At 56.7% G+C, this 18,582-nt stretch carries 15 protein-coding genes and 3 tRNA genes; 8 read left to right on the top strand and 10 right to left on the bottom strand.

Annotation, left to right across the window (positions count from 1 at the left end; genetic code table 11):
* Nucleotides 1–804 precede the first annotated feature (804 nt).
* From QQX03_RS08675 to QQX03_RS08650, 6 genes are all read right to left on the bottom strand, one after another.
* Nucleotides 805–1,299, bottom strand: a complete 495-nt coding sequence (locus QQX03_RS08675) for a hypothetical protein (protein ID WP_285975351.1) — start codon at nucleotides 1,297–1,299, stop codon at nucleotides 805–807.
* Nucleotides 1,299–1,478, bottom strand: coding sequence for a hypothetical protein (locus QQX03_RS08670; protein ID WP_285975350.1), 180 nt, complete (start codon nucleotides 1,476–1,478; stop codon nucleotides 1,299–1,301). Before QQX03_RS08670 ends, QQX03_RS08675 begins: the two co-directional genes overlap by 1 nt.
* 122 nt (nucleotides 1,479–1,600) lie before the next feature.
* Nucleotides 1,601–1,675: transfer RNA gene (locus tag QQX03_RS08665), tRNA-Asn, on the bottom strand.
* A gap of 104 nt (nucleotides 1,676–1,779) precedes the next feature.
* Nucleotides 1,780–2,568, bottom strand: coding sequence for an NAD kinase (locus QQX03_RS08660; RefSeq protein ID WP_285975349.1), 789 nt, complete (start codon nucleotides 2,566–2,568; stop codon nucleotides 1,780–1,782).
* Between the two features lie 66 nt (nucleotides 2,569–2,634).
* Complete coding sequence (mfd, locus tag QQX03_RS08655) at nucleotides 2,635–6,114, bottom strand: transcription-repair coupling factor (RefSeq protein WP_285975348.1); 3,480 nt, start codon at nucleotides 6,112–6,114, stop codon at nucleotides 2,635–2,637.
* Nucleotides 6,115–6,128: 14 nt separating this feature from the next.
* Nucleotides 6,129–6,407 carry an FAD assembly factor SdhE gene (locus QQX03_RS08650; RefSeq protein ID WP_285975347.1) on the bottom strand — a complete coding sequence of 93 codons (279 nt, stop codon included), beginning with the start codon at nucleotides 6,405–6,407 and terminating at the stop codon, nucleotides 6,129–6,131.
* 52 nt (nucleotides 6,408–6,459) lie between these two features.
* Here QQX03_RS08650 and recG point away from each other — a divergent pair, with 52 nt between their 5' ends.
* Entirely contained in the window at nucleotides 6,460–8,520 is a 2,061-nt protein-coding gene (gene recG, locus QQX03_RS08645; protein WP_285975346.1) for an ATP-dependent DNA helicase RecG, read from the top strand.
* Here the strand turns inward: recG and QQX03_RS08640 are convergent.
* Entirely contained in the window at nucleotides 8,503–8,976 is a 474-nt protein-coding gene (locus QQX03_RS08640; protein ID WP_285975345.1) for a low molecular weight protein-tyrosine-phosphatase, read from the bottom strand. The two genes, recG and QQX03_RS08640, sit on opposite strands and share 18 nt — an antisense overlap.
* A gap of 67 nt (nucleotides 8,977–9,043) precedes the next feature.
* On the opposite strand from QQX03_RS08640, the gene QQX03_RS08635 reads away from it, so the two are divergent.
* Complete coding sequence (locus QQX03_RS08635; protein ID WP_285975344.1) at nucleotides 9,044–10,840, top strand: DUF885 domain-containing protein; 1,797 nt, start codon at nucleotides 9,044–9,046, stop codon at nucleotides 10,838–10,840.
* Here the strand turns inward: QQX03_RS08635 and QQX03_RS08630 are convergent.
* Complete coding sequence (locus QQX03_RS08630) at nucleotides 10,837–12,171, bottom strand: ABC1 kinase family protein (RefSeq protein WP_285975343.1); 1,335 nt, start codon at nucleotides 12,169–12,171, stop codon at nucleotides 10,837–10,839. The genes QQX03_RS08635 and QQX03_RS08630 overlap by 4 nt on opposite strands.
* 63 nt (nucleotides 12,172–12,234) lie before the next feature.
* Nucleotides 12,235–12,993: an SDR family NAD(P)-dependent oxidoreductase gene (locus QQX03_RS08625; protein WP_285975342.1), complete on the bottom strand. Its 759-nt coding sequence runs from the start codon at nucleotides 12,991–12,993 to the stop codon at nucleotides 12,235–12,237.
* A 92-nt stretch (nucleotides 12,994–13,085) separates the two neighbouring features.
* Here QQX03_RS08625 and QQX03_RS08620 point away from each other — a divergent pair, with 92 nt between their 5' ends.
* Entirely contained in the window at nucleotides 13,086–13,538 is a 453-nt protein-coding gene (locus QQX03_RS08620) for a DUF3429 domain-containing protein (protein ID WP_285975341.1), read from the top strand.
* A 1-nt stretch (nucleotide 13,539) separates the two neighbouring features.
* Here the strand turns inward: QQX03_RS08620 and QQX03_RS08615 are convergent.
* A tRNA-Pro gene (locus QQX03_RS08615) sits at nucleotides 13,540–13,616 on the bottom strand.
* Between the two features lie 103 nt (nucleotides 13,617–13,719).
* On the opposite strand from QQX03_RS08615, the gene thyA reads away from it, so the two are divergent.
* The 5 genes from thyA to QQX03_RS08590 all read left to right on the top strand — a co-directional run bounded on the left by thyA (nucleotide 13,720) and on the right by QQX03_RS08590 (nucleotide 18,580).
* Nucleotides 13,720–14,688 (top strand): thymidylate synthase, encoded by a 969-nt coding sequence (gene thyA / locus QQX03_RS08610; RefSeq protein WP_285975340.1) that lies wholly within the window; start codon nucleotides 13,720–13,722, stop codon nucleotides 14,686–14,688.
* Between the two features lie 104 nt (nucleotides 14,689–14,792).
* Nucleotides 14,793–16,097 (top strand): 3-methyl-2-oxobutanoate dehydrogenase (2-methylpropanoyl-transferring) subunit alpha, encoded by a 1,305-nt coding sequence (locus QQX03_RS08605; protein ID WP_285975339.1) that lies wholly within the window; start codon nucleotides 14,793–14,795, stop codon nucleotides 16,095–16,097.
* Nucleotides 16,094–17,152, top strand: coding sequence for an alpha-ketoacid dehydrogenase subunit beta (locus QQX03_RS08600; RefSeq protein ID WP_285975338.1), 1,059 nt, complete (start codon nucleotides 16,094–16,096; stop codon nucleotides 17,150–17,152). Before QQX03_RS08605 ends, QQX03_RS08600 begins: the two co-directional genes overlap by 4 nt.
* Before the next feature lie 4 nt (nucleotides 17,153–17,156).
* Nucleotides 17,157–18,428, top strand: coding sequence for a dihydrolipoamide acetyltransferase family protein (locus QQX03_RS08595; protein ID WP_285975337.1), 1,272 nt, complete (start codon nucleotides 17,157–17,159; stop codon nucleotides 18,426–18,428).
* A gap of 75 nt (nucleotides 18,429–18,503) precedes the next feature.
* Nucleotides 18,504–18,580: transfer RNA gene (locus QQX03_RS08590), tRNA-Asp, on the top strand.
* Nucleotides 18,581–18,582: the final 2 nt, after the last annotated feature.

Genomic DNA, 18,582 nt, shown 5'->3' with positions numbered 1-18,582 from the left:
TAGGAGATGTCATGCCAACCCAAGGCAAAAAACCATGGTTCCCTGTGAAGCGATATGGATACGGGGTAGGTTTCCCCATCGCTTGGGAGGGATGGTTAGCATTAGGTCTATACGTGGCTGCCATGATCTTATCCGGATCGCTACTTCCGACCTTGGCTTTCGTAATTGCGGCGATCCCACTGACTGCGGCCGTTATTTTCATTAGCTACCTTAGGTCTGATGGTGAATGGCGCTATCGCAACGGCGAATAAGCCCGTCGGCGGCAACGTCAGCAATTGGGTCGTTAGCGGACCTTGGGCTTTCTGCCCCGCCATTTAGGTCCAGAAGCTAATCCCAGCGAGAAAGATAGTGCCTCCAGCTCGCGCAGCTCGATAAGCCGCAGGCTCCGGTCTGACTTTGCCTTCATCGTCTCTTTCCCGTTTCGATAGTTCCAATGTGCCTCGCCGGACTGGATGGTCTCTGGCTTTCTAGCCCCGTGGTACCTGCACACGGTCATGCCGTAGGCGGCTGGGTTGCGGCATAGTACTCTATCGCAAATGGTTCTCAAAAATGATCAGTCTGCAAGACTGGCGCAATCGCCTTCGCGATCGATCCGTTCAAAGCCAGACTTGTCGGCATTGTCCAGGATAAGAGTTAGGTCGCCCTGAAAGAGAAGTACTGCCTGCCTTTAAGGACAGCGAATTTTCTCGAACTCATAATCCTCGGTCTTGATTGTCAACTTTTGACCGTCTTCGGAAAGCTCGTAGGAACTATAATCTGTCCAAGTTTCGCCTTCGCCTTGGGATGCGAAAACTCGAAATTAGCCTAATCCCTAACAAAGCAGCTCAGGCTCGAACGCCCAAAACTATTGCGCGCCAGTGTTGCCTCTTGGTCGAAAGCTTCGATATTCAAATAGAACTCATCATCCATATAATCGACACTTGCATTCCTGCTCGGAGACGTTGGGAAAATAGGTGAATAGACTGGCGAAAGCCTTTCTAAGACCTCTTCAATGGGATCATCGAAGATTATGGTAATAGGATAATACGCTTCTGCGAAAATCTTTGAGTAGCCCACCACCGTAAGCCCCTCTAATTTTGCTTCAAAGCGATAAAGAGAGTTTTTTGCTGGATATGCGCTACCGATCTCAATTTCAATTTCTTGTGGTTCAAGACCCTCAGGGATAATCGCTTCATTATTCGAAAAAAGATCATAGCAAAAATTGCGATCAGTGCGGAAATAACTCGAAATATCTTCGACTGGATCACTCGAGCATCCGATCAAAGCCACGCCGACTAATAATATAGAAAAAGGTTTCATCAATTCTCCTCCCTAAGCAGTGCCAGCACCACCTCCGGTGCAAGGTTTCGCAGTTCAATCAACGCCATCATCTTAGCTGCGTCAATCGTGAATGTGCCATCACCATTGTTGCGCTCGCGAAGGTCCGAGCACTTGCGGTATGCGCCTTCAACGCGGGCGGCGAGGTCATGGTTGGACATGGGGGCACACTAAATCACTGCCGAACGCTTGCAACAGCGGGTCCTTCTAGCCGACCTACCGTCACGGGTAACTGGGACAGACCCCAATTCCTATTAAATATCTGTATTTTTGTGAGAATTAGTGGCTCCCCGAGTTGGATTCGAACCAACGACCAAGTGATTAACAGTCACCTACTCTACCGCTGAGCTATCGGGGAGCAGCCCGAAAGGCAGAGCGGCGCTATATTGGGGCTGGAATTATTTGGCAAGTGGTGACTCGCCCCAATTACGTACTTTTTCATGCAAGCCGGTGGCGGGCAGATCACACTGCAAATTGTTCGGCAACGATCCGTTCGTCCAGCGAATGGCCCTTGTCGAACAGTAGCGTCAATTCTGTGTCGCGCTCAACCGTCAGCATCACTTCGGCAATGTCGCGCAGCTCGGTTTGATCAGCCACGGCCGAAACCGGCCGCTTGGCCGCTTCGAGTATGCGAAATTTGACCGGCAAATGATCTGGCAGGATGGCACCATTCCAACGGCGAGGGCGGAATGGGCTGATTGGTGTCAGCGCCAGAAGCTTAGAATCAAGCGGAAGGATTGGGCCATTGGCAGACAAGTTGTAAGCGGTAGAGCCAGCAGGGGTCGCCAGCAGCACACCGTCACAGACAAGCTCGTTAATCCGAACGCGACCATTCACCGACACTTCGATTTTGGCCGTCTGCCGCATTTCACGCAGCAAGGAGACTTCGTTGATGGCGAGAAAAGTGTGTTCTTCCCCATCCTGAGTGACTGCGTCCATTCTGAGGGGAGAAAACTTAAACGGTCGGGCCTTCTGCACCCGGTTCAGCACATTGCCGCCATTGCGGTATTTGTTCATCATGAAGCCGACTGTGCCGCGATTGAGGCCGTAGGCAGGGATCACTTTGCCGCGATCGTGCATCTCGTGCAGCGTTTGCAGCATGAAACCATCGCCGCCCAGCACCACAGCAACGTCAGCTTCCTCTATCGGCACCCAATCATGCGTCGGCAAAAGGTCAGCATAGGCCGCTCTGGCGCGGTGCGCGTCCGAGGCCAGAAGGGCAAACCGTTCGTATGTATTCGTATCGGGCAAAACCCAGCCCCCTTCATCGCCGCGCTAGATTGAACAACTATGCGCGAAACTTGCGCTTTTCAACGCTCAGGCGGCTTTACTAGCCTTTTGAACGATACGGCAAAGGCCCTTAGTCAGCTGGAACAGACCATTGAGGCGGCTTTGCGGATCGCCCCAGGCCCGGTTGATGACCAGTTTCATATCAGGGCGCAGTTTTGCCGTTCCTTGCAGTTTGTCGACATAGGCGAGCAATCCGGCCGGATCGGGGAAGTGGTCTTTGTGGAAGCTGACCAGTGTACCGCGAGCGCCGACATCTATCTTGGCAATATTGGCTTCGATCGCCTGATGTTTGATCTCGATCAGTCGCACAAGATTTGAGGTTGCATCGGGCAGGGGACCGAAACGGTCGATCATCTCGGCTGCCATAGCCTCGATCTCGGCCTTATCCTTGGCATCGTTCAAACGTCGATAAAGCGCCATGCGTACCGCGAGATCGGGCACATAATCCTCTGGGATCATTATCGGTGCATCAACGGTAATTTGTGGGCTCACTTTGTCGCGAGCCGTCTCAAGACCCATTTCGCCGGCCTTTGCGGCGAGTATCGCGTCTTCAAGCATGGATTGGTACAGCTCGAACCCGACTTCGCGGATGTGGCCCGATTGCTCGTCTCCGAGCAGGTTTCCTGCACCGCGAATATCCAGATCGTGGCTGGCAAGCTGGAAGCCTGCACCAAGCGAGTCTAGATCGCCCAGCACCTTCAAGCGCTTCTCCGCGACTTCGGATAGCTGCACATCCTTTGCATAGGTGAGATAAGCATAGGCGCGCAGTTTTGACCGACCCACGCGGCCGCGCAGCTGATATAGCTGCGCCAGGCCAAAGCGATCCGCGCGGTGGATGATGATCGTGTTGGCAGTCGGGATGTCCAGGCCGCTCTCGACGATCGTAGTCGATAGCAGCACGTCATATCGACGGTCATAAAAGGCGCTCATACGTTCTTCGACTTCGCTTGGCGACATTTGCCCATGTGCAGAAATGCTTTTCACTTCCGGCACATGTTCGCGAAGCCATTCCTCGACATCGGCCATGTCCGAGATGCGCGGCACGACGATAAAGCTTTGCCCGCCGCGGTGGTGTTCGCGCAGCAAAGCCTCGCGCATGACCATATCGTCCCATTCCATAACATAAGTCCGAACGGCCAAGCGGTCGACGGGTGGCGTCTGGATCGTGGAAAGTTCCCGCAGCCCGCTCATCGCCATTTGAAGGGTGCGCGGGATAGGTGTGGCAGTCAGCGTCAGCACATGCACATCAGCACGCAAAGCCTTCAGGCGCTCCTTATGCGTCACTCCGAAGCGCTGCTCTTCGTCGACAATAACGAGCCCCAGATCACGGAAGTTCGTGCTCTTGGACAGGATTGCATGTGTGCCGACGACGATGTCCACATCGCCTTTCTCAAGCCCTTCGCGGGTCGCGGCGGTCTCTTTTGGCGGCACGAGCCGCGAGAGGCGGCCAACTTTGAGCGGGAAACCTGCAAAGCGTTCCGCGAAACTGGTGTAATGCTGGCGTGCGAGCAGCGTGGTCGGGGCAACAACCGCGACTTGCTGACCATTCATTGCCGCAACAAATGCCGCGCGAAGCGCGACCTCGGTTTTGCCAAACCCGACATCGCCACAAACCAGCCGGTCCATCGGTCTGCCGCTCTCCAGATCGCGCAACACGTCATCAATTGCCGCGTCCTGATCATCGGTTTCCTGCCAGGGAAACTTCTCGACAAACTGGTTGTAGGCAGATTCATCGGGCTCCAGCACCGGCGCCTTCTTTAGCGCGCGCTGCGCAGCAATCTGCATCAGCTCGCCGGCAATCGCACGAATGCGTTCCTTCAGCTTGGCGCGGCGCTTCTGCCAGCCTTCACCGCCAAGCCTGTCCAGCATGACAGCATCTTCAGAAGATCCGTATCGCGACAGAACGTCGATATTCTCGACCGGGATGAACAGCTTGTCGCCGCCCTTGTACTCCAGCATCACGCAGTCGTGCTGGCTCTTGCCGACAGGCACAGGTTCCAGCCCGAGATATTTGCCAATTCCGTGTTCTACATGAACCACCAGATCGCCGCGATTGAGTGACTGGAGCTCAGCCAGAAATGCGTCGGAATCCTTGCGGCGCTTCTTGCGGCGAACCAGACGGTCACCAAGGATGTCCTGCTCGGTAAGCAGTTCCAGCTGATCATTGGCAAAACCGGTTTCGAGCGGCAGGACAGTGGCGACCGGATTGCCCTTTGAGCTAACGCCCAAGGTTTCCTGCCATGTTTCGGCATGGGTAACCTTGCAGCCGGCCTCTTGCAGTATCGACGCGATACGTGTCCGGCTACCGCTCGAATAGGCGGCGATAATCGGGCGCTTTCCCGATTTGCTCAGCGCAGAGAGATGCTGGGCGGCAATCGGATAGATGTTGTCACCGCGCGCGCGGTCTGGAGCGAAGTCTCTGGCAGAGGAGAAGCCGAAGTCGACAACATGATCGCTCTCTGGCTCTGCAAAGATCACGCTACGATGGACTGTATGCTCCTTCAGCAATGCGTCGAACTCATCCTTGGCAAGATAGAGTGAATGTTCGTGCAATGGACGGTAGCTGCCCGCGGCTTGCCCGGCGACCTTTTCGCGCGCCTGGTGGTAATCGGTCACATCTTTCAGTCGTTCGTCAGCAGCGCCAATGGCTCCGCTGTCTATGACCACGAGATCCTCTGGCTCCATGTAGTCGAAGATTGTCGCCAGTCGTTCTTCAAATAGCGGCAGCCAATGTTCCATTCCCGCAAGCCTGCGACCATCGCTTACCGCTTCGTAGAGCGGGTCTTGGGTTGCGGTGGCGCCGAACATTTCGCGATAGCGGCTGCGAAAACGCTTGATACTTTCTTCGTCCAGCAATGCCTCGCTGGCGGGTAGCAACAAATGTTGTTTGAGCGTGCCGACGGTCATCTGAGTGCCGGGGTCGAACAGGCGCAGGCTTTCCAGCTCATCGCCGAAGAAATCGAGCCGCAAGCCTTGGTCGAGGCTCGACGGGAAGATGTCGACTATCGAACCTCGCAATGCATATTCGCCATGATCGACTACTGTATCCGTACGCGAATACCCCTGACGCTGCAGCAGCGCTGAAAGACTGCCATGGCCGATTATGGTGCCTTGCTTGAACTCGCGTACGCTTTCGCGAATTCGAAACGGAGTCAGGACACGTTGCAGCACAGCATTTGCGGTCGTTACCAGAAGCTGCGAGCCTGCCTTGCCCGATTGCATGCGATGCAGCGCGGCCAAACGTTTTGCGCTGACGGAAAGCGCAGGGCTTGCGCGGTCATATGGCAAGCAATCCCACGCCGGAAATTCGATCACTTCCAATTCGGGCGCGAAGAACTTCGCAGCTTCCGCGATCGAGTGCATTGTAGCTTCGTGTGGGGCGATAAATACCGCGCGACCTTTGGCAGCCCGCGCCAGATCGCTCATCACCAATGGCTGCGCGCCACGCGCTACCGAAGCGAGTGTCAGCGGCGCCGAGGCGGTAAGTATACGTGAAAGATCAGGCATTAAAACAGGCTGGATCAGCGCGGAATGTCGACGTAGTCGAGCAGTTGCATCCGCTCCATCATGGGGCCGGAAAATCGCTCTGCAACAGGTGCAGTCTTCAGAGCCCAAGCCATCACATCGACATCATCCTGGTCGAGTAGGGCCTCAAACCAAACCAGCGCAGCCTCATCCCATTCGGCATGATAGCGGTCGAAATAGCCACCGATCATGTAGTCGGCTTCGCGAGTGCCACGGTGCCATGCGCGAAACTTGGCGCGTGCAAGGCGGGCTTCGAATGTCAATGCGTCGGGCATAAGGCGCGGGTAGGGGACTCGCACGTGACGCGCAAGCGGCTATAGCAAGCGAATGCGCCCTGATGTTTTGAATCCGCTGTTTATCGATACCGATGCGCTCGATGGTGTCGGGCCGAAGCTAAAAAAGCCGCTCGCCAAGCTGGGCCTCACACGGGTGCGTGATCTGGCCTATCATTTGCCCGAGAGATTCGTGACTCGCCGCGTAATTGAATCGCTGGAAGATGCAGCTGAAGGCGAGAATGTGATCATCGCGCTGACCCCCACGGAACACAGGCCAGCGCGCAATAATCGCGGGCCTTACAGGGTGTTTGCACAAGATAGCGCGGGCAACATTTGCAACCTCACTTACTTCGGGCGCGCATCCTTTACAGCAAAGAAGCAGCTGCCGGTAGGCGAGAAGCGTTGGGTGGCGGGCAAGCTCGATCGCTATGGAGACATGCTGCAGATCGTCCACCCGGATCATGTCGAGAAAGAAAGCAGCGCCAATATCGGCAGGATGTGCGAGCCGGTCTATGGACTTTCAGAGGGGCTAACTCAGCCGCGCATTGCCGGATTGGTCCAGCAGGCGCTGGAGCGTCTACCGGAATTGCCCGGATGGATCGAGCCGACGCAGTTCGACAAAGAAGGATGGCCTGCATGGCGTGACGCTCTGCAGCTGTCCCATAAGTCCGAGAACTCCAATGCGCGTGACCGTTTGGCCTATGACGAGTTGCTAGCCAATTCGCTCGCCCTGATGCTGGTTCGCGCGGATAATCGCAGCCGGAAGGGCCAGCCATTGCAGGGCGACGGCGGGCTACGCGGCAAGTTGCAGCTATCTTACTCTCTCACTGGCGCACAGGCGCGTTCAGTACGCGAGATCGAAGGCGACCTCGCACAGGAAGCGCCCATGCTGCGATTGCTGCAAGGCGATGTCGGGGCCGGCAAGACGGTGGTCGCGCTCTATGCCATGCTGATCGCGAATGAAGCCGGCAAGCAGGCAGCTCTACTTGCGCCGACTGAGATTCTCGCGCGGCAACACTTCGATACCCTGCGTCAGATGGCTACGCCAACTGGCGTTGAAGTTGCGATCTTGACCGGGCGTGACAAAGGCAAAGCGCGCGAGAGTATTCTGATGGGATTGCTCGATGGCTCAATCGATATTGTGGTCGGCACGCACGCCATTTTTCAGGATACGGTTAATTACAAAGACCTTGGTCTGGTGGTGATCGATGAGCAGCACCGTTTTGGCGTTGCCCAAAGATTGCAACTTGCCAGCAAAGGCAAGCGGACACCGCATACACTTGCCATGACCGCGACACCGATACCCCGAACGCTGACGCTTGCTCAGTATGGTGAAATGGATGTGAGCCGTCTGGACGAGATGCCGCCTGGGCGGCAACCGATCGACACCCGCGTGATTGCGCAAGACCGGATGGAGGATGTCATTGCAGGCGTGGCCCGGCACGTAGCCAGCGGGCAGCAAGCCTATTGGGTTTGTCCGATGGTCAACGAGAGCGAGGTTGCTGACCTCGCGGCGGCAGAAGCGCGCTATGCAGTGTTGAAGGAGCGTTTCGGCGATGACGTGGTGCTGGTCCACGGTCAGTTAAAACCGGAACTCAAAGATGCGGCGATGGAACGCTTCGCTAGCGGTCAGGCAAAGCTGCTGGTTGCAACAACTGTCATCGAAGTGGGCGTTGATGTGCCGGCCGCCACGCTGATGGTTATTGAGCAAGCCGAGCGTTTCGGTTTAGCACAATTGCACCAGCTGCGCGGTCGGGTAGGGCGCGGCAGCGAGAAATCGGTATGCTTGCTGCTGAGAGGGAGCGGTCTAAGCGAAACCGGACGAAGAAGGCTTGCATTGATGCGTGAGACGCAGGACGGTTTTCGTATTGCGGAAGAAGACCTCGAACTGCGCGGCGGCGGCGAGCTGTTGGGTACGCGCCAATCAGGCGACACGCCGTTCCGGGTTGCCAATCTGGAACAGATCACGCGGCTACTGCCAGCTGCCCATGCCGATGCGCGTCTGCTTATGGAGCGCGACAGGGGTCTAGCCAGCGGACGCGGCCAGGCGGCACGCACACTGCTCTATCTGTTTGAGCGCGACTGGGGCGTACAGCTATTGCGCGGAGGCTAGTTTCGCGACCAGCGCCTGTGCGGCTTCGCTGACTTCAGCCCAGGTCCGTTCGAACCCGTCATCTCCGCCATAATAGGGATCGCCAACTGGATCGCCCACCCGATGGGGCAGCACATCGAGCAAAAGCGAGATTTCAGCCGTCGCGTTCGCTGGTGCGCGCGCTTCGACATTGCGCAGGTTTTCGTGATCCATCGCGAAGATATGCGTGAATTCGCTGAAGTCACTCTCCGCAAGCTGCCGCCCACAATAGTGCGTGATGTCGATTCCCCGCGATGCTGCTGTACGGATGCTGCGCGGGTCTGGTGGCTTGCCCACATGATAGCCAGCTGTCCCGACGCTATCGACATGCACCGCCAAACCTGCGTCATCCGCAGCCGCGCGAAATGCGGCTTCGGCCAAAGGTGAGCGGCAAATATTGCCGAGACAAACGAACAAAACGGATGCTGTTTGTGCCATTGGCGAAAGGCTACTGGACCTTGGGGTGCCCGCGCAATAGGAAGCGGGGCCAAGAGGAGAATTTTCCATGCACAAGCTTTTCGCCGCAGCACTTTTGGCGTCCGCCACCACGGTTTTGCCTAGCTCTGCAATCGCGGATGATCACTCGGTTCAAACGGCGGACAATGCCTCGGCGGGAAGCTACAAGAGTGTTCGCGCAGAAATATGGCAATGGCAGCTCGACAACAGCCCCGGCCTGGCAACCAGCGTGGGCGACCGGCGCGGTGACGGCAAGTTGGGCGATTGGTCAGTTGAAGCACATTCACGCAGTATCGTGGATGCCCGGCAGTTCGTGGCGCGGCTTGATGCAATTGACCGGGCTGAACTAACCGCAGATCTTCAAGTGGATTACGATGTCGTGCGCGTGAGCATGGCGGACATCATTGCCGCGTCTTTACACGAACATGATTGGTATCAGATATTCACCAACCGCGGCGGTTGGTTCAATCAACTTGCATCGCTTCCGAACGGATCACCTTTCTTCACCAGCGCAGATTACGATAGCTACGTTGGCCGACTGGAAGCCTATGCGAAGGTCAATCAGGATGCGATGGCGCGCACACGAATTGCGATTGAAAAGGGGCTCACACACGCGTGCGGACCGATGGAGGGCTTCCATGAACGGATGCAAAGCATGGTCTATTCAGAGGCGGAAAGCTCTCCCTATTGGTCACCGTTCGCCACTCAACCTTCGACCATTGGTGATAACGAGTGGGCGAGTTTGAAAGAGCGCGCCAAGGCTGCGCTGGAAACAACGGTCTTTCCCGAGCTACAAGCCTTTGCCGATTTCTACCGGCAAGAATACGAGCCTGAATGTCGCACTGGTATGCCGGGTATCTTGGGGACGCCGGGTGGGACCGAATTCTATGACTATCGGGTCAAGAGCTTCACCACTTCGGATATGACAGCTGATGAAGTGCATCAGCTGGGGCTATCCGAAGTCGCGCGCATTCGTGCTGAAATGGAGGAGGTGGCTTCTCAAGCTGGCTTCGAGACGCGCGAAGCCTTCGTCGAACATCTGCGCACCGATCCGCAGTATTACATGACCGATGAACAGGAATATCTGCGCTACACTCAGGCGCTTGCGAAAGAGATCGACGGGTGGATGCCGAAGCTGTTCGGTAAGCTTCCGCGCCAGCCCTACACTGTGCTGCCAATCCCCGCCGAGCGGGCCCCCGGGAATACGACGGCCTACTATGAGCCAGGTTCGCTGGAGACCGGGCAGGCGGGCATCTATCGTTTGAACCTGACGGAGCTGGACCAGCGTCCACTTTGGGAATTGCCGGCCTTGGGCGTGCACGAGGCTGTTCCAGGGCATCACCATCAAATCGCACTGCAACGCGAGCTGGATCTGCACCCCCTGCGTGCCAATGGTACATTTTTCACCGCGTTTGTTGAGGGGTGGGGCCTCTACTCGGAGCGTCTGGGAATCGAGATGGGCTTGTACGATACTCCAGCCAAGCAAATGGGGCGGTTGAGCTATGAGATGTGGCGCGCCACCCGACTTGTGGTCGATACAGGTATCCACTCGAAGGGATGGAGCAAGCAGAGAGCGGTCGATTACATGCTCGACAACACCGCGCTTTCTCCCGCCAATATTGATGCCGAAGTGAACCGCTATATCACTTGGCCCGGCCAAGCGCTGGCCTACAAAGTGGGCGAGCTAAAAATTCGCGAGCTTCGGATATTGGCGGAAGGCGAGCTTGGCGCGTCTTTTGATCTGCGTGCGTTTCACGACACGGTTCTTGAGAACGGTTCAGTGCCCCTCAGTGTCCTTGAGGCTCATGTGAAGCGCTGGATCGCAGCTGAAAAAGCGAAGCTCTAAACCAATTCCGCCAGCTTGCGTTCGACCAGCTGGCGAATGTTGAGCACGGCTTTCAACTTTGCTCCAAGCAAAGCAGTGCCGCTGACCTTGCGCTGTACAAACAGCGTTTCGGCTGGCGGAATATGCCAGCTCTGCTTGTCCTCGGCGATGGCCATACCTTCTTCGCGCAACAGCGGCACGAAGGCGCGATCGCCAAAGTCGAAGGGCGCATCGCGATTCATCTCTGAAGTGATCACGCCGATCATTCTGTCGACACGCTCGCCTTGCCGCTCGATCACAGTCGGATTGATGAAGCCAATCGCGAGCGCTTCTGCGCGAATCTTGTCTGCTTCACCTGTAAGTCCTGCGCCGAGCAAGCGGCGATAGCCTTCTGCCACGTGCGGTTCGACGTTTCGAGCCGCTCCGAAATCCAGCAGTACGACTGCGCCATCGCTACGGCGATAGCGATAATTGGCGAAGTTGGGATCGGTTTGCATGACGCCAAATTCGAACAGCTCGCGCAGCACCAATTCCACGATCCGCTCGAAGACTTCGTTGCGAAGCTCCTGTGCTTCATCTGTGAGGGCTTCGATCGCAATACCATCTTCGAAGCTCATCGCGAGTATACGTTTTCTGGTCAGGCCCTCATGCAGGGTAGGGACCACAAAGCGTTCGTCTTGTGCCATGCGCGCGGCATAGAGCCGCATCTGCTCACCTTCTCGGACATAATCGGCTTCTTCGTGAAGCTGTTCCTTTGCTGCCTTTAACAAGGGTTCCATATCGAGAAAGTCCGGCAACAGGCCTGACATCCGAAGCAATGTGGCAACATTATCGACATCCGCGCTGATGCTGTCGGCCACACCAGGGTATTGGACTTTTATAGCCAGTTCCTCGCCCTCGCGGGTCATGGCCTTGTGTACTTGGCCAATCGAAGCTGCGGCAATCGGGCGCGGATTGAACCAGCGAAATTGCTTTCGCCAATCCGGTCCCCATTCTTCTTGCAAGACTTTGTCGAGCTGGCGCGCAGGCATAAAGTTCGCTTGGTCGCGCAAGGTCGCAAGTATGTTCGATAACTCAGGCGGAAAGAAGTCGCCTGCGTCCATACTGATAATCTGGCCCAGCTTCATCGCTGCGCCGCGCAAATGCGACAGCCGCTCTGTCAGTCGCCGAGCATTGCCCGGGGTCAACAGCAGATCCTGGGCGGACATGCGCTTTCCGCTGGCCATACGCCGCACGCCCTCGGCCAGCATTCCGCCAGCGACACCGCTTGCCAAACGTCCGAAACCCGCGACGCGGCTCAGGCGCGAGCTGGGTACAGCGCGGTATCGCGATCTATCGTTGTCATGTGACATTGAGATTTGGCCCGGTCAGGTGCTGCATACCATAGACCAATGATCGGCGGCATCGCCTGTTCCTCAGCTAATACAGAGCCCGCCATCTACGGGCAGGCATTGCCCTGTAATATAGTCACTGTGCGGCGAAGCAAAGAACACCGCCAGACCTTCCAGTCCATCGTGGTCGCCAAACCGCCGCAAGGGAATGCGCTTGGTCATCCATTCGGCAAAACGCGGATCTGCCTGAGCAGTCAGATCAGTTTCGTAGAAACCGAAAAGCAGAGCGTTCGCGGTAATCTGGTATCTCGCCAATTCGAATGCTGCCGCGCGTGTCAGCCCGTTCACAGCGGCTTTCGATGCGGCATAGTTCGAGCTGCGGTTTACGCCCATGATCGATTGGCCAGAACTGGTCGCTATCAGCTTCCCCCCTTCGCCGCGCTCAACCATATGTTCGGTGACATAGCGATAGGTGAGGGCGGGGCCGCGGGCATTGACGGCCATCACCTTGTCCCATGCCTCAGCGGTCATTTCCGGCAGCGCCATGCCCCCGCCAATTCCCGCATTGGCGAAACATATATCGACCTTTCCGAAGCGATCGAGTGCCGAGGCCATCGCTGCGGCAATCTGCTCCTCTTCGGCGACATCGCAAGGGAAAGCTGCCGCGCTCCCGCCGTCAAAGGCGTTGAGCTCCTCCACCGCGGCAGCGTTCTTCGCTTCATTGCGCGCCCAGATGGCTACGTCCGCGCCGGACTTCACCAACCCGCGCGCAAAGGCGAGTCCGATGCCGCTATTGCCGCCGGTGATGACTGCGGTTTTGCCGCTAAGATTAAACAAGTTCATGTATTTTGTTTTGCGCCATGAGCATTGTGACTGCAATCACACAAAATGCGAGGGGGGAGGGAACACATGATGGTTTTGGCTATTGTTCGGGAATGGCAGAACAAACATTGACTCCCGCCGCCAAAGGGTTGGGCTATGCGGGACTGATCCCACAATTCATCGCGCTTGCATTGGTGTTGCAAGGCGGAGAGTTTGGGTATGTGGCGCTTGCCGCAGGCTTTGGCTACGCGGCATTCATCTTCAGCTTTCTTGGCGGCGTGTGGTGGGGTCAGTCGCTGGCTTCGGGGCGAGCAGATGCTGCGGCATACCTTGTCGCCGTGCTGCCTAGCCTGCTTGCTCTGGCCTTGTTTTTGCCATGGACCTTCGGCTGGGAATGGCCCGGACCGGCGTTAATGTTTCTTGCTGCATTGATCGCGCTCAGTCCGCTGGTCGACCGATGGCTCGATCTTGGCAGACAAGACTTTATGCGGCTGCGCTGGCACCTGTCGCTAGGGCTGGGTGCACTCACGGCTGCGCTAGGAATAATCGGCATCGAGCCAGTTTAGATGGTCGGGGAGAGAGGATTCGAACCTCCGGCCCCTGCCTCCCGAAGACAGTGCTCTACCAGGCTGAGCTACTCCCCGACCGGATCGGCCCCACACAAAACTGTGGGTCGAGGCAGGAGGCGCGATATAAGTGCGCTTTTGCAGGGTGGCAAGCGAGCAAATGCAGGTTTAGGGTCCGCCAATGGCAACGCTTGAGTCTCCTGAAACTATTCCGTCTAAACTCACCGGCCCAGGTCATCCTGAATGGCAATATCTCGACCTAATGCGGCGCATCTGGGAGGGTGGCAGCGAGCGCATTGATCGCACCGGAATCGGCACGCGTTCGATTGCCGGTGCGATGCTGCGGTTCGATCTTGCCGATGGCGCGATGCCGCTACTCACCACGAAGCGGGTCTACTGGAAAACCGCGACGCGCGAGATGCTGTGGTTCCTGACTGGCGAGACCAACATTCGTCCGCTTGTACTGCAGGGCGTGAAGATATGGAATGAATGGCCGCACGCGCGATACGTCAAGGAAACCGGCGATAACATCGCGCTTGATGATTTTGTTCAACGGATTGCCGACGACGAAGAGTTTGCGCGTCAGTGGGGTGATTTGGGGCCGGTATACGGCAAGCAATGGGTTGATTGGCCGACCTATCGCTATCGAAAGGACGGGCTCTACGAGCGCGGGCCGGGCATCAATCAGGTTGCGGAAGTCGTCGAAAGCCTGCGCAATAATCCCGGCAGCCGGCGGCACATTATCGAAGGCTGGAACGTGGCAGAGCTGGACCGGATGGCGCTGCCGCCGTGCCACAAGACCTATCAGTTTCATGTTGCGGGAGGGCGCCTCAATTGCATGCTCTATCAGCGCAGCTGTGATGTCGCCTTGGGCCTACCGTTTAACCTTTGGTCAGCGGCTCTGCTGCAACGGATGATCGCGCAGCAGACTGGCCTCGAACCCGGCGAATTGGTGTGGATGGGTGGTGACGTTCATTTGTATCTGAACCACGAGCATTTGATCACCGAACAGCTCTCGCGCGAGCCGCAAGGCAACCCGACGCTTGAAATCACGCGCAAGCCGGACACAATTTTCGATTACACAATCGATGATTTTGTAGTGCATGATTACGCACCGCAGGCCCCGATCAAGGCACCTGTTGCGGTATGAGTGAAAGCGGCTAGACCAGCTTGACCGTAGTCTTTGCGTGAAATAAAATAACGCCAACGTAAAAGAATGCTACAGACCTGCTGTTAGCAGGGGGAGAGCCAGTCATGGCCAATAGGCCTGAGACAACACCTGAGCCGAAAAGCAACAAGCCGGCGCTACAGCTTCACGTTCCAGAGCCGAAGTACAGGCCGGGCGATGAGGTGGACTACAGTCATCTCGAGATCCCTGAGGCGGGTACACAGCCTCGTCCGGATGAAACAAGCGATCCAAAGGACATGCTGGACTTTGCCTATGGTCTGGTCCGCGTTCTTGGTGACGACAACAAGGCGCATGGCGCCTGGGATCCGAAACTTGATGCGGATACCTTGCGAACGATGCTGCGCAACATGGCGATGGTGCGCGCTTTTGATGACCGCATGTTCCGCGGCCAGCGCCAAGGCAAAACCAGTTTCTACATGAAGTGCACCGGTGAAGAGGCGACCAGCGTGGCATCCTCAATGGCGCTCGCATCTGACGATATGGTGTTCCCCAGCTATCGCCAGCAAGGCATTTTGATCGCGCGCGGCTATCCCATTGTCGACATGATCAACCAGATCTACTCGAACAAAGGCGACAAGTTGAAGGGTCGCCAGCTGCCGATCATGTATTCAAGCAGAGAACACAGTTTTTTCTCGATTTCAGGCAACCTTGCCACACAAACCCCCCAGGCGGTGGGCTGGGCGATGGCGAGCGCGATCAAGGGTGACACCCGGATCGCCGCAACATGGGTTGGTGAGGGTTCAACTGCCGAAGGTGACTTCCACAACGCCTGTACATTCGCAACGGTATACAACGCACCGGTCATCCTGAATGTGATCAACAACCAGTGGGCGATCTCCAGCTTCTCTGGCTTTGCAGGTGCCGAGCGCACTACCTTTGCTGCACGCGCACTGGGATATGGCTTGGCTGGCCTTCGCGTCGACGGAAACGATGCACTAGCATGTTACGCAGCGCAGCAATGGGCCGCGAACCGCGCGCGCGCGAATGCTGGTCCGACTTTGATAGAATACTTCACTTATCGCGCAGAGGGCCACTCTACGTCGGACGACCCGTCCGGCTATCGCAGTGCGCAGGAGCGCGAGGAGTGGCCGCTGGGTGATCCAGTGATGCGCCTCAAGAACCACTTGATCGAATTAGGCGAGTGGGACGAAGATCGCCAGTCAGCGATGGACCTTGAATGTGCGGAGCTGGTGAAGGCCGCTACCAAGGAAGCCGAGAAGAACGGCATCCTCGGGCATGGAATGCATCACCCATTCCACACCATGTTTGAAGATGTTTACGAAGAACTGCCATGGAATCTGGAAGAACAGGCTGAGCAAGCCATTCGCGAACGCCAGGTCAAATGGCCCAAGGGAGGGCCGGGCGCATGAGCATTGATGTGAAAGATCAAGCCACGGGTGACGCGGGCACGGAGCGCCGCCTTAACATGATTGAAGCGATCAATGACGCGCTCGACATTATGCTTGAGCGTGACAACGATGTGATCGTGATGGGCGAGGACGTCGGTTACTTTGGCGGCGTATTCCGTTGCACTGCTGGTCTGCAGGAAAAGCACGGAAAGACCCGTGTTTTTGATACGCCAATCTCCGAGTGCGGCATTATTGGCGTCGCGGTGGGGATGGGGGCATATGGCCTGCGACCCGTTCCGGAAATCCAGTTTGCCGATTATATCTATCCCGGCCTTGATCAGCTGATTTCGGAAGCAGCACGCCTGCGTTACCGCTCGGCGAATGACTATATCGCACCCATGACTGTGAGGTCTCCCTTCGGTGGGGGCATCTTCGGTGGCCAGACGCACAGTCAGTCACCCGAAGCGATTTTTGCGCATGTAGCGGGTTTGAAGACAGTCATTCCGGCTACACCCTATGACGCGAAGGGACTGTTGATCAGCGCCATCGAAGACAATGATCCGGTGATCTTCTTCGAGCCAAAGCGTATCTACAACGGCCCGTTCTCGGGCTATTATGATAAACCGGTAGAGCCGTGGAAGAAGCACAACGATAGCGTTGTACCGGAAGGGTACTACAAGGTTCCACTTGGCAAAGCACGTCAAGTGACAGAGGGTGAAGCACTGACTGTGCTGGCCTATGGCACGATGGTACACGTGGCAGAGGCTGTGTGTGCAACAAAGGGTATCGACGCCGATATTCTGGACCTGCGGACAATTGTTCCGCTTGATATCAAAGCAATCGAAGCTTCGGTCGAAAAGACCGGGCGCTGTCTGATCGTACACGAAGCGACTCGAACCGCCGGTTTCGGCGCCGAGTTATCTGCGCTCGTGACCGAACGCTGCTTTTATCATCTCGAAGCTCCGGTTGAGCGTGTAACCGGATTTGACACACCCTATCCGCACAGCCTTGAATGGGCCTATTTCCCTGGCCCGGTTCGTATTGGCGAAGCGATCGACAAGATTCTGAAGGACTGACCCGATGGCAAAGTTCACATTCAATATGCCTGACGTCGGCGAAGGCGTTGCCGAAGCCGAGATCGTTGAATGGCACGTGAAGGTTGGCGACACTGTATCGGAAGACCAGCATCTCGTCGATGTGATGACCGACAAGGCGACGATCGACATCGAAAGCCCGGTTGACGGTGTTGTCACTGAAGTTGCCGGTGAAGTTGGCGATGTGATCGCGGTTGGCGCGATGCTGGTCGTTGTCGAGGTCGAAGGCGAAGTGCCTGACGAGGTCGAGGAAGCGAACGAAGTTGAAGCTAAACCGGCAACTAAAGAGGTTCAGCAAGCTGAGCCAGCACGTCAACCAGAACCTGAACGAACACCAGAACCTGAGCAAGCATCAAAGCCAGCTCCGGCTGCGGCTGAGGCCGTGGAAAAGGTCCTTGCCACACCTGCGGTACGCAAGCGCGCGCGCGATCTGGGAATTGATCTGTCCGAAGTAAAACCCGCCGAAGACGGCCGCATTCGCCATGGCGATCTGGATCAGTTTCTAGCCTATAATGCGAGCGGAGGTTTTGCTCCCGCCGGAGTGGCGCGTGCGGACGAGAGCATCAAAGTCATCGGCCTGCGCAAGCGTATTGCGCAAAATATGTCTGCTGCGAAGCGCAACATCCCGCATTTCACTTATGTTGAAGAGTGCGATGTAACCGAGCTTGAGCGGATGCGCGCGCAGCTGAATTCTGCACGCGGTAGCAAACCCAAGCTGACTATGCTGCCGCTGTTGATCGCAGCAATCTGCAAGAAACTGCCAGAATATCCGATGATCAATGCGCGTTATGATGACGAAGCAGGCGTGGTGACGCGCCATGGTTCTGTACATTTGGGCATGGCAACCCAGACCGACAATGGATTGATGGTACCGGTTATCAAGGATGCGCAGGCTAAAAACCTGTGGCAGCTTGCGAACGAAATTGGACGACTTGCCAATTCAGCGCGCGACGGCTCTGCCAAGTCGGACGAGCTGTCTGGATCGACGCTGACCGTCACGTCACTTGGGCCGCTCGGCGGGGTTGCAACAACGCCGGTGATCAATCGCCCCGAAGTCGCGATAATCGGCCCGAATCGCATCGTCGAGCGCCCGATGTTTGTCACTGGTCCTGATGGACAGGAACGTATCGAGAAGCGCAAGCTGATGAATATCTCGATCAGTTGCGATCATCGCGTAGTCGACGGATATGACGCGGCCAGCTTCATTCAAGAGGTCAAAAAACTGATCGAAACACCTGTCCTGCTTTTGAGCGAATAAAGTTTGATTTTTCGCGCAAACGGTCGTTGACAGCATCTGGACTCGGCCGTATTTGCCCGTCTCCCAAGTGGCTGCGCGGGTGTAGCTCAGTTGGTTAGAGTGTCGGCCTGTCACGCCGAAGGTCGCGGGTTCAAGTCCCGTCACTCGCGCCACT

This window comes from Altererythrobacter rubellus, assembly GCF_030284385.1.
GTDB classification, from domain to species: domain Bacteria; phylum Pseudomonadota; class Alphaproteobacteria; order Sphingomonadales; family Sphingomonadaceae; genus Erythrobacter; species Erythrobacter rubellus.
This window is presented reverse-complemented; position numbering and strand designations above follow the sequence as displayed.